Source organism: Acinetobacter sp. C32I, assembly GCF_023702715.1.
GTDB lineage: Bacteria > Pseudomonadota > Gammaproteobacteria > Pseudomonadales > Moraxellaceae > Acinetobacter.
This window is the reverse complement of record NZ_CP098480.1, coordinates 1,366,878-1,381,536: the sequence shown is the minus strand read 5'-3', so window position 1 is coordinate 1,381,536 and position 14,659 is coordinate 1,366,878. Positions and strand designations below refer to the sequence as shown.

The window sequence follows — 14,659 nt, the reverse complement described above, 5'->3', positions numbered from 1 at the left end:
ATCCTTATTTATATTGGCTAGCTAGGGGGTTCGAATGCAATATTTAGTGTATAGCTGTCATCTTCGCTGCACCCACTCAAAAAATAAGATGAAGAAAAAATCTAAAAGATTTTTTTTTTAAGTGTTGAAAAGTTCAACTGCGAATGAAATCCAAAGTCTGTATAATGCGTTAACTTAACGTGTTAGGAATCTCTTATGCACTTGGCGGCATTGCATACTTTGAGTCAGATCCAGCTCAATCAACAAGGAAATCTCAAGCACTTTTTAACAATCGAAGGTCTTTCTAAAGAAACCTTAACCAAGATTCTAGATACAGCGCAAAGCTTCTTAGATGAAAATAATAATTTGATCAATCGCCCGTTGCTTGAAGGGCTGACGGTGATGAATCTTTTCTTTGAAAACTCCACTCGTACCCGTACTACTTTTGAGGCCGCGGCAAAACGTTTGTCTGCCAATGTCTTGAATATTGATATTGCACGTTCAAGTACCTCTAAAGGTGAAACTTTGCGTGATACGCTCTGGAATTTGGAAGCGATGGCGGCAGATATCTTCGTGGTACGTCATTCTTCCTCTGGTGCAGCACACTTTATTGCCAAAGATGTTTGCCCTAAAGTTGCGATTATCAATGCGGGTGATGGTCGCCATGCGCATCCTACCCAAGCCATGCTGGATATGTTGACGATTCGTCGCGAAACCAAGAAGCCATTTGAAGATTTAACAGTGGCGATTATTGGTGATATCAAGCATTCACGTGTTGCACGTTCGAATGTAGCGGCATTGCAAACATTGGGCTGCAAAGATATTCGCGTGATTGCACCCAATACCCTGTTGCCAGTCGGCTTTAATGAATATGGCGAACATGTGCGTCTGTTTAACAAAATGGATGAAGGGGTAAAAGATTGCGATGTGATTATTGCCTTACGCATTCAAAATGAACGTATTGATTCACCAGCTCTATCTTCACAAGCCGAATTCTACAAAATGTACGGTTTAAACAAAGAGCGTTTAGCTTTGGCAAAGCCTGATTGTATCGTGATGCATCCAGGCCCAATGAACCGTGGAGTTGAAATTGACTCAAGCGTTGCCGATGGTGATCAATCTGTCATTTTGAAGCAAGTTACCAACGGGATTGCGGTTCGAATGGCAGTGTTGGCACTCGCAATGCAAGGGCAGTTACAAGAACAAGGTTTAATTGAAGCGATTGCGCTGTAAGGGGATAGATCACATGAGTATTGTAAAAATTGAAAATGTCCGTGTGCTCGATCCAATTCAAAAAACTGATCAAGTAAAAACGGTTTATATCGAAAATGGCAAGTTGGTTGATGCAGTAGATCAAGTCAATGAAACCATTGATGGTCAAGGCAAATGGTTAATGCCAACCATGGTTGATCTTTGTGCACGTTTACGTGAACCAGGGCAACAACAGCATGGAACCTTAAAGTCTGAAGGTAAAGCGGCTCGTGCCAATGGTATTTTGCATGTGATGACACCACCGGATTCAAAACCAATTGTGCAGGATAACGGTGCTTTGATTCATGGCTTGATCGAAAAAGCACAATTGGATGGGGGCATTTACCTGCAAATTATCGGTGCGCAAACCCAAGGCCTCAATGGCAAACAACCTGCCAATATGGCGGGGTTGAAGAAAGGTGGATGTACGGCTGTTTCAAATGCCAATGCAAGCTTTGAAAATGATGATGTGGTGATTCGTACTCTGGAATATGCAGCAGGTCTGGGCTTGACTGTCGTGTTCTATGCCGAAGAACCCCAGATTGCCAAAGATGGCTGTGCGCATGAAGGCTTTATTGCTTCTCGCCAAGGTTTACCGATGATCCCTGCGATTGCTGAAACTGTTGCAATTGCCAAATACTTGATCATGATTGAAGCAACAGGCGTGAAAGCACACTTTGGTTTACTGTCTAGTGGTGCTTCGGTTGATTTGATTCGCGCAGCAAAAGCCAAAGGCTTACCTGTGACTGCTGATGTTGCCATGCATCAATTGCATCTGACTGAGCAACTGACCGATGGTTTTAACTCGCTTGCACATGTACGTCCACCGCTACGTTCTGAGCAAGATAAAGCCTTATTGCGTCAAGGGGTGAAAGAGGGCGTGATTGACGCAATCTGTACGCATCATGAACCACTTAGCAGTTCAGCTAAAATGGCTCCATTTGCGGAAACACAGCCAGGGATTACTGCTTTTGATACCTATGTCGGTTTAGGTGTGCAATTGATTCAAGAAGGTGTGTTTGAGCCTTTGGAATGGGTGGCGAAAGTGACCTCTATTCCAGCACAAGTGGCCAATATGACGGATCGTTGGCTGCAAGAAGCCGGTTGGGTTTTAATTGATCCAGAACTACAGTGGACCGTGTCTAAAGACAGCATCCTATCTCAAGGTAAAAATACGCCGTTACTTGGTCAACAACTGACAGGTAAGGTGGTGAGCACCTTCGCATAAATGAGATGAAAACAGCAGAATAAGATGATCAAGTCTTATTCTGCTTTGTAAACTGTGATGTAGATATTGTATTTAAATTTTACAAAGCTGATAAAAATAGAAAAATTAGATTAAAGTAACAAAATAAATGAGATGTGCTTTACATAAAATTATAAAAAATGAGAAATAAACAATTTAAAGAATTGGAGCTAAATCACATGGCTATTAACCCAATGGAATTACTTAAGCAAAGAGTATCCTCTATCATTGTCAATGATCAAACTTGCTTAGTAAATGAAAAAAATGATATTTTATCAAGATTTTACCCTATTTTCTTACATCGTTTTTTAGAAAAGCCTGAATTGGTTGATCAATTAAAAGAAAAACTTACACCTTCTATTTTTGATTTATTAGAGCAAAATGAACGTGTAAAAAATGAATTGTTATTGAGATTGGCAGCAGGCAAAGTTGCTGTGGCTGAAGTTGAAATTACATTAAATCGAGCCATTCCTAAAAGCTTAGCTGTGCTTTCAAATGAGGTCGGTAATGATGCGATCAGCATTATTCATTATCTCCGAGAACATAAACAGTCTATTCATGCCTTATTGCCAAACTGGTCAGATGAGGTATTGCGACACTTAAATGAAGTTCCTGAACCTGAGCCCGTATTGGAAGAAGTTATAGCACCTGTAGAAGAGTCAATTGAAAAGAAATCCTATAAATTATTTCCTTTTTTAACTTTGATTTTTGCCAGCTTTTCTTTGCTCTTTCTTTATCATCTAAGTAAGTAAAATCTACCGCTTTGATAAGATTGTGCTTGATCATTCCGTAAGTGGGTCCGTGCCAAGTACAGGAATGGCAGAAATATGCTTTGTAAAGTGTGATGTAAGTATTGTATTTAAATGATATAAAAACGAATAAAAAACACACAAATGTTTAGAATGAAAAAGCATCAGTTTGCTTGTGCTTCGCATTTTTCTTAAGCGATCTGAATATTATAAATTTAATGTGTTGGAGTGAATAACAATGTCAATAAACCCAATAGAACTGTTAAAGCAGAAAGTGACTTCTGTGCTTGTGAGTGATCAAGACGGTTTGGCGAACGAAAAAAGTGCGCTGTTATCTAAATTTTACCCGATTTTTCTTTCGATTTTAGCTGCAAAGCCTGAATTGATTCAGAAACTAAAAGAGTCAATTTCACCTTCATTATTCGATTTATTTGGTCATAATGATCAAGTTAAAAATGCATTATTATCCAATCTTGCTGGCGGTCAGCTTCCCACAGCTGAAGCAGAACAAACCTTAAATCACTCGATTCCGATCAGCTTGGCTGCTTTAACCAGTGAAGCAGGCAATGATACCCAAAGTATTGTCAATTATTTAAAACAGCATGCCGATTCAATTCGTGCGCTGTTACCTGCTTGGGCGGTAGGTTTGCTTGCGCCTTTAGGACTGGTTTCTAGTGCTACGGCCTCAACAACGAGCTTCGCCAGCGCAACTGCGACGACAGGAAGTAAATCACGTGCTTGGCTACCGATAGTCGCACTGATTATTTTGGCACTTCTAGTCGCATGGTTATGGAAGGCATGTCAACATAAACAAATGGAAGTACCTGTAAATAATGAGGATTCACCTGCATCACAAGTCGGTACAGTCATTGCCCCAGCGAGTTTGGCATTAACCACTGATGCCAATGGTGATGTTGCACAGTGTCAGGTCATGGTTGGTGATCAAGGGTTCCTTGCCAGCATTCAGGCCAAAGTCAAAGAAGTTTTTTCTTCTACTCAGGACTGTACGGTAGATACTGCTGGTACGGCTGCAACACATGCAGGCAACTTTACCGATCAAGCAGGACTTGCGGGTGTATTGGGATTGCTTAAAGGGGTTCCAAATGTTTCCTTGGAGTGGGTGGGTGATAAGATCACATTAAAAGGTGCTGATACAGCTAAACTCAATGAGTTACAGGGCAAGATCAAAGCATTGGTGCCGAATACCGAGGTGGTAGTGGAAGCACCCGTAAGTGCGGCAGATTCTGTAAGCAATAGTCTAAATGCAGCGCAAGATGCATTGGCAAGTATTGATGTCAATCAGGTTGATATTAACGCCGTAATTAAAGCACTTAATCTACAGATTATTAATTTCTCAACCGGATCCAATCAGATTCCAGATGAAAACAAAGCGATCTTGGATAAAGCCGCTGGCTTAATGAAAAATAGCAAAGATGCAAAACTGACTGTTGCGGGCTATACCGATTCAACAGGTAATGCCAATGGCAATAAAGCACTGTCACAAAAACGTGCACAGGCTGTGGTCGATTATTTAGTTAGTCAAGGCGTGGATGCTTCTCAACTCACAGCGGTAGGACATGGCGCAGATAACCCTGTTGCAGATAATACAACTGAGGAAGGACGTTTTAAAAATCGTCGTATTGAGTTTTCAATTACTCCTTAATTGATGGTTTGTTGAAGTTTTAAAGGAGTTATTGAGAAAATAACTCCTTTTATTTTAATTGTTTATTTAAGTGAATATGATTTTAAACGCAAACGCCTAAATAAAATCAAATAAAAGACTCGAAAGTATAGATTTAAATTGAGTAGAATACGCGCGAAAAACAAGATAATAGAGCATTAATATGAATAAGTTTTTTATATTCACAACATTAACCGCAGCAGTGTTATTAACAGGGTGTGATAAGTTCAAACCGAAAGATAAAGTTGAAAATACGGATGCGGCAGTCGCTGAGTGGAGTTGTACTAATCAAGATAACTTGAATAATATTCAAGCGGCACTCAAAAAAGATTATTTAAAACAAATCGAGCGTAGTCTAAGAGAAAGTCAGTATCAGGCAGACTATGATGTTCTGGACAAAATCAATAAAGGTCTGAAATTCGAAATTAAAAATGTGCGTACCTTAGATGCAGCAGAAGGCGAGCAAGCATCAAAAACACAATTGAGCTGTGAAAGTCAGTTAATTGTTCAATTCCCGAAAGGTTTACAAAAGCGTGCGGAGAATGCCTATGCTGAGCAGCAAAAAAATTGTGAAGAGTGTGAAGGTGATTATAGCGCAAGTACTTTAGGTGATTATTTTGCCGATAATGAATATTCATTGACCTTAGAAAATGATCAACTTAAAGGTAGCTTTTTCTATGATATTACCAAGACCGACAAAGATGGTTTAGTGTTTAATATTCCTGATCAAAATGCAGTGATTGATGGTGTGGTCTTTATGGCGACAAAAGCCGTACAGTATGTGGCTTATTTAAAAGAAAACCGCCTGATTGAACAAAGCAATGAACAAGCTCAGCAGCAATATGATGCAGAAGAATCGGCTCAAATGGGCTTGGCTCAAAAAGCAATGGATATTCGCAAAAAAGAGTTGGATGCTGAAAAAGCACAGCAGGTTGAGCGCTTAAATCAAACCTGGGACAAGTTTAGTCCAGAGCAAAAAGCACAGTTGCAGCAAGACCAGTCTGATTGGTTTGAAAAACGTGATGTTGATTGTAAGGTGCTTGCTCAGAAGCATGTATCTGATATTCCAGAAAAAGATTTGGAAACCTATCAAAAGCAATCACGCTATTGGAATGATGCGATGCGTCAACAAGATCAAGAGATGCAGTACACCAAGTGCTTCACCCAACGTACCATTGAGCGCATTGTCTATCTCAATAATGTCAATTAAGTAAGCAACAACATGAAGGACGAATTGATTCGTCCTTTTTTTATTGGCATGCTTAGCACAGCGATGGTTTTAAGATAAATATTATGCGAATTACATTGATTGGAGCAGGTCGTGTTGCAACCCATTTGGCCAAAGTATTGCAGTTGCAGCATCAGATTGTACAAATCTTTAGTCGGAATCTACAACATGCTCAGACCCTTGCAGACCAAGTCAATGCCCAAGCAATTGACGATGTGCAACAGTTGGATGCGCAAACCGATTTGGTGATTATTGCAGTCAGTGATCAGGCGATTCACAGTGTGATTGATTCGATTGCGCCCCATCTCGCTGAAAATCTGATTGTACATACTTCGGGAAGTACTGCTTTATCGATACTGGAACAAAGACATCCACGCGCGGGTGTGTTCTATCCTTTGCAAACCTTTAGTATGGAAAGGGATGTGAATTGGACAGATACCCCTTTATTTGTTGAAGCAGTCCAGCCACAGGACTTAACCTTATTAACCGAATTAGCCAACAGTTTAAGCCAACGTGTCTATCAATATAGCTCTACACAACGTTTGACTTTGCATTTGGCGGCGGTATTTGCTTGCAATTTTAGTAATTATTGTTATGACATGGCGAAACAAATCGTCGACGCTGAGCAGGTTGATTTTAGTTTACTTTATCCACTGATTTTAGAGACCGCAAATAAAGCTACAGCCAATCATCCCAAGGATATGCAGACAGGCCCTGCGATGCGCGGTGACCAAAATATATTGAGTATGCATAGTCAATTATTAGCAGATTCTAATCGCCCAGACTTGCAGAATATCTATGGTCTTATCAGTGAATCTATTTTAAAACGCCATCATTAAATCGATTTAACAATAATTATACAAAATAGACAAATCAGTCTGTTTTGTATACCATGGCTAAAATTTGATTTAATTTTATATAAAAAGATGTTGGTTAATATATTTCAAGCTTTAGACAATTTAGGTTTGACTGCACAAAAGCGTGCAATTCATATTCAATTTTCCAATCAAAATTTAAATACTCAAGTCTTCCTGCAACGTATTGATGGTCAGCATCAACTGAATGGAGGATTTAAGGCAGAACTGATTTGCCTGTCGACCAATGCGACTATTCCCCTGAAACAGTTCATCGGCAGCCAAGCGGCAATTGATAGCGTGACCGATCAGGGACAACTCACTCGCGTCACAGGGATTATTACTCAAGCCTTACAAGGACAATCAGACGGTAGCCTGACCGTATATAAGCTCACCTTAGAAGATCCAACCGCATTGTGGAAGCAACGCCGTAACAGCCGCGTGTTTATGAACAAGAGCGTGCGTGATGTAGTCGAAATCATCTTCAAAGAGTGGCAACAAAAAAGCCCCTTATTTGCATCCAGCTTAACGCTTGATTTAAGCGGACTCAGTCAAGACTACGATATTCGTCCCTTTATCATGCAATCTTTGGAAAGTGACTACGACTTCCTGACGCGTTTGCTACGGAGCGAATCGATTAACTGGCTCATTGATGAAGCTGAACGAACCGTCGCGCAAAGCAGTGCCGCGATTCAGCCGCAAAAACTACGTCTGATTGACGACAATAGCCAGTACCAAGCTTTAGAGCGTCGACAGATCCGTTATCACCGTAGTAGTGCCACCGAACAATATGACAGCATGACTAGTCTGGTCGGACAACGTTCATTACAACCGAGCAGCGTGCATGTACAACGCTGGCAAGCGGACGCACTGGAACAAGAAGATGGCGCAGGCAGTGTGCAAAGTACGCATAAACATAGTGCTCAATATGACAATGCCAGTCTTGGTCTGGAGCAGGCATGGCATTTTTCACCGGCATGGATGCAAGACCTCAATGGGGAGGATGGTGCAACCGCATCGGGCAATGCCCAAATTGAAAAACTGAATCGGAACTTGGGTCAATACTACGACTTACAATCCAAACAATTTACAGCCCATAGCACCGTGCGAGATACCCATGTCGGTTACTGGTTTGAATTGGCTGAACACCCTGAAATAGATCAACACGCTGGCAGTGATAAAGAATTCCTGATCACAGGCAAAAACTTTTATAACCAAAATAATTTGCCTAAAGATCTGCATCAACAGATCAATCAGCTATTAGTACAAAGTAATTGGCAAATAAAAGAGAGTGACGAACGCCAAGCCAACCAACTGACATTGCAACGCCGCAGCATTAAAACCGTTCCTGAATTTAACCCATTACAACATCGTCCAACTGCCTCACCACAACGTGCCAAAGTGGTTGGGCCAAGTGGTGAAGAAATCTATGTGGATGAATGGGGACGAATTAAAGTCCGTTTCCTATTTACCCGTAATGACGATCATAGCCATGATGGTGGTGCGGGTGCCAATGACAATGACACCGATTCTGCTTGGGTGGATGTACTGACCCCTTGGGCAGGTGAAGGCTATGGCGCACGTTTCTTGCCCCGTATTGATGAAATCGTGGTGATCGACTTCTTTGATGGCAATATTGACCGTCCATTTGTGGTGGGACGTATCCATGAAGGCCATCGTAGCCCAACCAAGTTTGATAATGCAGGCAAGCTGCCTGACACTAAGAAACTGGCAGGAATTAAGTCTAAAGAGTATCAAGGTGAAGGTTTTAACCAACTGCGCTTTGATGACACCACAGGGCAGATCAGTGCCCAGTTGCAAAGTAGTCATGCTGCCAGTCAACTCAATCTGGGTAAACTCAGTCATCCCAAAGATAAAGCAGAAAGTGAAGATCGCGGCGAAGGTTTTGAACTGCGCACCGACCAGTGGGGTGCCGTGCGTGCTGGTGATGGCTTACTACTTTCCACGCATAAACAGGATCAAGCCCAAGGCCAGCATCTTGATGCCCAAGTTGCTAAACAGCAGCTTGAGGGTAATCAAAACAATGCCAAAGCCTTAAGCGAAGTGGCTAAGAATCAGCAGACCGATGAGATTGAATCACTGGATCAACTGAAAGCGTTTGCTGATGAAATTGAATCTGATATTGCCAAGTTTAATAAAGCAATGCTGTTACTCAGTTCACCTGAGGGGATTGCTCTGAGTACCAATGAAGATATTCATTTATCGGCAGATGGACAGATCAATCAGTTTGCAGGCGACAGTATCAATCTAAGTACGCAAAAGAACATGATTAGTCATGCTCAAGACAGAATCAGCCTCTTTGCCGCACAGAATGGGATTAAACAGGTGGCGGCCAAAGGCAAGTATGAGGTGCAGGCACAGTCGGATGGAATAGATTTACTTGCTAAGCAAGGGATTCAAATCATTTCGACTGAAGATCGTATTGAGATTACCAGTCCGAAAGAGATTGTGATTACTTCGGGTGGTTCTCAAATTAAGCTGGATGGTTCGGGTATTTTTCCAATCACAGGCGGCAAGTTTGAGGTGAAGGCGGGGCAGCATTTGTTTATGGGCGGGCAAACTGCACAAATGAAAACAGTAGAATTAAAGTCATTAGATTGTGATATTCAAGCTCAAAATGCAGCAGAAAATGGATCTCCGCTGATAAAGGTTAGTTAATTGATATGGATGATATACCAAAAAACTTTGTTACTAAAATTGATGCGCCTGAGTCCATTATTTTTGAAGCGAATTATATTATTTTTGATGCTTCACTATGGGGCAGTGCACATTCAATATTAAAAGACCTAAACGTCGAACACCATTTTATTGGTTTAAATGTTTTTAGACGCCCAGAACTCACTCCCACATTGATAGATTTAAAGAATCTTTCCAATGAGAAAAAAGAACAACTATGGAACTTAGTTGGTAAAAAAACTCACACCAATGCTTTTAGTGGCTTTGATCAAATGAGCATGTTTCAAACCTATCTTTATTCAGATAAACAAATTGAAGAGATCAAAGATTTTTTAGCTGAGTTAATGGTTTATAAAAGAAAATCAGAAAAATTTGTATTTAGATTTTATGATCCAAGAGTTGCAATTCATCTCTCCCAGTTGAGTGCTTTGTTGAATATGTCAATTTATAAGAAATTACAAGATGATATTTCTAAATGGGTGGTTTCAATAAATCATCAATATTTTGAAGTCAATAAACAAAAAGTCGAAGCACCAGTTATAAATTTTGATGAGATTGACCTGATTAATTCAAAAATTAGAAGTGAATTAACCACAGACTACGATGACCTTGGAAATGAAATTTCTAAAGATTTTAACCAAAATATGAATGAACTAATTAATTTTATATATAAAGAAAAGTTAAGTGAGAAAGAAAATGGCGAGTAATAAAGGTTGTAATGTATGTGATAAACAGGGACTACCTATATTTGTGAGTCGTTTTGGATTTAGCTCAAATGTTTCTAATATAAAACCCTCTATTACAATCCCTAAAAACTACCCTAAATTATCTAGTAGTGGGATGACTTACGAAGTAACGCCAATTCGAAAAACGGGATATATTTATGTCTTTGATGAGTTGGATAACAGTTTTTATTATTTTGTGAAAGATCAATTTGGCACATTTGCAAAAAAAACAATTGGTACTTTTCTTAATGTAGAAACAACAACAAAGATGCATGAACCTTGCAAGAAAGAAATGCGGAAACTAATGAATGGGATGCTTATTACGATTCCGAAGGCGAATGTGTCTAGAAAAATTTGGTTAGCGTACAGCGCTCATTTATGGACTAGTCGGATCATACAGCTTCATAAAAAACCAGCATATAGAGCGGCACATATGAGCCCCGTTATTGTCGGGCAAAGCAAGGGTGAATTTCACTGTCCAATTACAGAGTTGTCTAAAGTTAAAAATACGAATTTTAACAGCACTGTTACTCAATCGTTGATTAATGAAAGCGAAAGGCTTGCTAAAGGCAAGGGCATTATTGTTGCTTTACATGATCCAGTGGCATTAATGGTTGATATTCAAGTCGCTATTGAAGAAAAAGGGGCGAAGTTTGTTAATCAGGATGATGTAAAAAGAGCATTTTTTTCTGATGTGACATTGTCTGCTTTACAAGCAGGGATTCCGCAGAGTCTCACCAAACAATCGATTGAAAATCGTGAATCAGAATTAAAAAGTATGCAGCAATTACGACTCCAACGGCAAGCTCGGTTTGGTTTTGATCCTGCACAAATGACCGAAAAAAAATTTGATGAACAACGGCAAAAAGAACTACGAGGAAATATTGAAAGTGAGTGGGCTAAATATGCAAAAAAGTTTAGTGCTACTCAAAGAACAGCGAAAATTACAGAAATAAAAAACAATCAAATGGCGTATGACAAAAGCCATATTTATCCTTTGGCGATTATGATAAAGCTATGGATAAACTTTGAAAGAACAATTTCATATTTTAAGTATCAATTTGATTCTAAAAATATTGACAGTGGCGTGTGTTATGCGCATGAAGCAACGCTAGCATTGGGGGGAAGCTGTGCTTTAGATCCTGTGAGAATTGAACTTGCAAAAAAACTCAAAGCACAAAAGTTTAGCGATGACAATTTTGTTTTAAATGCTTTGGCACTTAATTTTGATGTGGTTAAAAGCAAGATTATTGATAGTTTTTCAAAGTTAAAACCTGCTGTAGAAAATCCATTTAGAGATATTCCTTGGGATGCTCTATTTAGTGCATTTTCAGATAGTTTAGAAAAAAATGTTTCAAATACCACAGGAATCCATTTAGATAAACTGGGTGCAACCATTGCCTTAACATTTGGTCCTTTGTTTAATATGCTCTGCCAAGGTCTATTAAAGGCAACTCAAGGCGGGATTGCTGTACTGAGTATGGCAATGATGTATAACTTAAAACTTCGTGTATTAGATGTACGTGGGGTTCGAACCAAAAAAATGGCACGTGCAGTCGCAGGCCGAATGATTTCTTTAAGTCTACAACAAGGCGGAAGTTCAGCTGCATATTTACAACGACATCGAGCAGCATTAGAAGTCCAGTTAAAGTATAGAATAGATGATTTGGTCAACGAAACTGGATTAAGCAAAGCACAAATAAAAAGAGAGTTGGTTGTTGTTGAAAGTATTTTTAAAAAAGGTGTCAGTGTTTCAGATTTTGCAAAGAGTTTAGAGTCAGAAACATCTATTCAAAAATGGAATGATGACTGGAAAAACACCATGCAGACTAGAGTTAGTGGTGTTGGTGCGAGTGTAAAGTCCTCTTTTGCAATTGGTTCGTCGGCACTGATTGGCGCATTTCAAGGCTGGGTATTGACCAAGTTGTATGACGACGCTTTTGGTGATACCACGATGAAAAATGATGAAACTGAAAATATGATTCGTTTTGGTCTTGGTGTTTCCGCTGTCGGTGCGGCAATTGCAACCACGATAGAAAAAAGTTTGGGTGTGTATCGAACACCAAATACCAACATAATTAGTTTACAAAGAAATGTAGGCCTCGTTGCTAGACTGTTAGGAGGTATTGCTGGTTTTGGGGTAGCGATTATAGATGGTTATGCAGGCTATAATGCCTATCAGGAAGGCAATAGGAGTCTATCTTATTTATATGGGGCAAATATGATTATTGGCTCAAGCTTAGCCGTCCTTGCTATTAGTAGTTTAAGTATCCCAATGCTTGGTTGGATTATTGCCATTGGTGCAGGTCTAATGATCTTGATTTCAATCGGTATTTCTAAACTGAAAGACAATGCACTACAAGATTGGGTTGAGCGTTGTAGTTTTGGTACATTATCAAAAGAAAGATATGGTACTTATAATCTGATGCAAAGTGAGTTTGAAAAAGCCATGAAAGCAATTGCTAAATAATTAGAGTAAATTAAGTATGCTACGTGTTAGTTACCAAGGTGTAATGGTTCCATATAACAATTATGTGGGAAAAAAATTCGATGAAATTGAAGAGAAAATAGAGCTAGATCAAAAGCAGAATACAGGTGTGGAACCTGTAGATGCAGATATCACTATTCAATTTAACTCGACCTATTTAGAAGTATTAGATAAGGCTTATAATTTAAGAGGTGGGGTTAACTTTTTTTCAATTGGATTGTCTATATTTTGTATGTTCGGAATTGCTTTAATGATTGCAGTTATACAAATAGATGGATTTGAACTAATTGATATTTTTGGTTTGTTATTAATTTTATGTTTTTCTGCTTTGTTATTTTTTTTATATAAAAAAATATTGAAGAATGATTTATTTGGTTACACACATTATCCGATTCGGTTTAACCGAAAAAATAGAAAAGTCTATGTCTTTAAAACTAAAGATGATATCCGCATATTTGACTGGGATCATCTTAAAGTTGCATTTACACGTATAGATACTGGGAGTTCTCGTAAGCGTGACTATGATATCCGTCTATCTCAACTTTCAGAAGATGGAACAATTGAGGATGCATTTAGTCTCTCTTATACAAATTTTGCAGAAACGATTGAATATACAGAAGCAGATGGTTATCAGTTTTCTTTTGGCGGCGAAGCTGCGCAATTTGCATCAAATTGGGAATATATTCGTTGTTATATGGAAGAGGATATCGAAGAAAGTTATAAAGCGGTAAGGAAATTGATTCCATTAGATAAAAAAAGAGAAAGCCTGCTACAAAGCATGAAGATGGCTTGGTATTTTAGTCCTAAAGACTATAGCTTTAAAGAAATAGAAACACCTCAAGGGACACGTTATTTCCTTGATATTCAAAAAACATATAGCGATGCATTTCTTTCTAATTTATTTAAAGGCCTATTTTTCTTTATTGTAATGATTTGTTTTATTGGCCGTCCGTTTGTGATGCATATAGCCAAAAGACCCAAATGGACTAAACAGATTGAAGATGCGTGTGTAGTTGATACTAATGATCCATATAATTATGAAAAGCATCCAAATCAGGGGCATCCGAAAGCTAAGGAAACAGCTTTAGGAATAATCGTTAAAACCATCACCTTCTTTTTATGCTATTTCAGTATTTATGGTTTTTTATGGATATTTGATAAGGTTGCTGAAGTTAAAGGGAATGATTTACCCATTCGTTTTTCAGACTATTTAGCTTTTTGGAATTGGTTTTAAAAAGGGCTCTGCTTTTAATCATAGTAGCCATTTCTTATTATTCTTTGAAAATTCCCTCCTTTGATTAAGGAGGGATAAAACTGAATTGATCAATGTTGGCTTGTTTTAGACCAGATGAAAATGGAAACCACCTGATGCAAAAATACAGTATAAAATAGGTGTTATATGATTCAGGCGAATTATCAAGGTGTAATTATTCCGTATAGAAATTATATCGGGAAGAAATTCAATGAAATCGAAGAAAAAATAGAGCTAAATCAAAAGCAGAATACAGGGGTGGAACCTGTAGATACAGATATCACCATTCAATTTAATTCAACTTATTTAGAGGTTTTAGACAAAGCCTATAGTTGGAGAGGTGTGATTAATTTCTTTTCAATTGGTTTGTGTATATTTGCTCTTTTTATGATTAATCTAATGATTTTAATTATTTTAAAAGTTGGATTTGATTGGTTGGCTATAGCCGCATTTCTGTTAATGTCACTTTTCCTTTTAGGGATATTTTTTATATATAAGTTTTTTTAAAG

General features: G+C 38.7%; 11 protein-coding genes. All 11 read left to right on the top strand.

All coding sequences use genetic code 11. The features are described 5' to 3' along the window. Positions 1–195: 195 nt before the first annotated feature. The 11 genes from NDN13_RS06800 to NDN13_RS06750 all read left to right on the top strand — a co-directional run bounded on the left by NDN13_RS06800 (position 196) and on the right by NDN13_RS06750 (position 14,657). Positions 196–1,212 carry an aspartate carbamoyltransferase catalytic subunit gene (locus NDN13_RS06800; RefSeq protein WP_004654089.1) on the top strand — a complete coding sequence of 339 codons (1,017 nt, stop codon included), beginning with the start codon at positions 196–198 and terminating at the stop codon, positions 1,210–1,212. A gap of 13 nt (positions 1,213–1,225) precedes the next feature. Beyond that, positions 1,226–2,458 (top strand): dihydroorotase, encoded by a 1,233-nt coding sequence (locus tag NDN13_RS06795; protein ID WP_016542176.1) that lies wholly within the window; start codon positions 1,226–1,228, stop codon positions 2,456–2,458. Between the two features lie 197 nt (positions 2,459–2,655). Further along, on the top strand, positions 2,656–3,228 hold the full coding sequence (locus NDN13_RS06790; protein WP_251117675.1) for a hypothetical protein: 573 nt from the start codon (positions 2,656–2,658) through the stop codon (positions 3,226–3,228). 235 nt (positions 3,229–3,463) lie between these two features. Then, positions 3,464–4,888, top strand: coding sequence for an OmpA family protein (locus NDN13_RS06785; RefSeq protein ID WP_251117674.1), 1,425 nt, complete (start codon positions 3,464–3,466; stop codon positions 4,886–4,888). A 181-nt stretch (positions 4,889–5,069) separates the two neighbouring features. Further along, complete coding sequence (locus tag NDN13_RS06780) at positions 5,070–6,116, top strand: hypothetical protein (RefSeq protein ID WP_004654082.1); 1,047 nt, start codon at positions 5,070–5,072, stop codon at positions 6,114–6,116. Between the two features lie 83 nt (positions 6,117–6,199). Continuing rightward, positions 6,200–6,973, top strand: coding sequence for a Rossmann-like and DUF2520 domain-containing protein (locus tag NDN13_RS06775; RefSeq protein ID WP_101235814.1), 774 nt, complete (start codon positions 6,200–6,202; stop codon positions 6,971–6,973). An 87-nt stretch (positions 6,974–7,060) separates the two neighbouring features. Continuing rightward, positions 7,061–9,667, top strand: coding sequence for a type VI secretion system Vgr family protein (locus NDN13_RS06770; RefSeq protein ID WP_251117673.1), 2,607 nt, complete (start codon positions 7,061–7,063; stop codon positions 9,665–9,667). A 5-nt stretch (positions 9,668–9,672) separates the two neighbouring features. Continuing rightward, the gene (locus NDN13_RS06765; RefSeq protein WP_005313125.1) at positions 9,673–10,392 is read left to right on the top strand and encodes a DUF4123 domain-containing protein; all 720 of its coding nucleotides are present in this window, start codon (positions 9,673–9,675) and stop codon (positions 10,390–10,392) included. Next, positions 10,382–12,880, top strand: coding sequence for a T6SS effector BTH_I2691 family protein (locus tag NDN13_RS06760; RefSeq protein ID WP_251117672.1), 2,499 nt, complete (start codon positions 10,382–10,384; stop codon positions 12,878–12,880). Before NDN13_RS06765 ends, NDN13_RS06760 begins: the two co-directional genes overlap by 11 nt. Positions 12,881–12,896: 16 nt before the next feature. Beyond that, positions 12,897–14,132: a DUF6708 domain-containing protein gene (locus NDN13_RS06755; protein ID WP_251117671.1), complete on the top strand. Its 1,236-nt coding sequence runs from the start codon at positions 12,897–12,899 to the stop codon at positions 14,130–14,132. 165 nt (positions 14,133–14,297) lie between these two features. Further along, positions 14,298–14,657 carry a hypothetical protein gene (locus tag NDN13_RS06750; RefSeq protein WP_251117670.1) on the top strand — a complete coding sequence of 120 codons (360 nt, stop codon included), beginning with the start codon at positions 14,298–14,300 and terminating at the stop codon, positions 14,655–14,657. Positions 14,658–14,659: the final 2 nt, after the last annotated feature.

What these genes read in the sequence shown, in the direction of transcription:
- NDN13_RS06795 (WP_016542176.1), top strand. Translation starts at nt 1,226, where the DNA reads ATGAGTATTGTAAAAATTGAAAATGTCCGTGTGCTCGATCCAATTCAA.
- NDN13_RS06755 (WP_251117671.1), top strand. Translation starts at nt 12,897, where the DNA reads ATGCTACGTGTTAGTTACCAAGGTGTAATGGTTCCATATAACAATTAT.
- NDN13_RS06790 (WP_251117675.1), top strand. Translation starts at nt 2,656, where the DNA reads ATGGCTATTAACCCAATGGAATTACTTAAGCAAAGAGTATCCTCTATC.
- NDN13_RS06765 (WP_005313125.1), top strand. Translation starts at nt 9,673, where the DNA reads ATGGATGATATACCAAAAAACTTTGTTACTAAAATTGATGCGCCTGAG.
- NDN13_RS06775 (WP_101235814.1), top strand. Translation starts at nt 6,200, where the DNA reads ATGCGAATTACATTGATTGGAGCAGGTCGTGTTGCAACCCATTTGGCC.
- NDN13_RS06800 (WP_004654089.1), top strand. Translation starts at nt 196, where the DNA reads ATGCACTTGGCGGCATTGCATACTTTGAGTCAGATCCAGCTCAATCAA.
- NDN13_RS06750 (WP_251117670.1), top strand. Translation starts at nt 14,298, where the DNA reads ATGATTCAGGCGAATTATCAAGGTGTAATTATTCCGTATAGAAATTAT.
- NDN13_RS06770 (WP_251117673.1), top strand. Translation starts at nt 7,061, where the DNA reads ATGTTGGTTAATATATTTCAAGCTTTAGACAATTTAGGTTTGACTGCA.
- NDN13_RS06780 (WP_004654082.1), top strand. Translation starts at nt 5,070, where the DNA reads ATGAATAAGTTTTTTATATTCACAACATTAACCGCAGCAGTGTTATTA.
- NDN13_RS06785 (WP_251117674.1), top strand. Translation starts at nt 3,464, where the DNA reads ATGTCAATAAACCCAATAGAACTGTTAAAGCAGAAAGTGACTTCTGTG.
- NDN13_RS06760 (WP_251117672.1), top strand. Translation starts at nt 10,382, where the DNA reads ATGGCGAGTAATAAAGGTTGTAATGTATGTGATAAACAGGGACTACCT.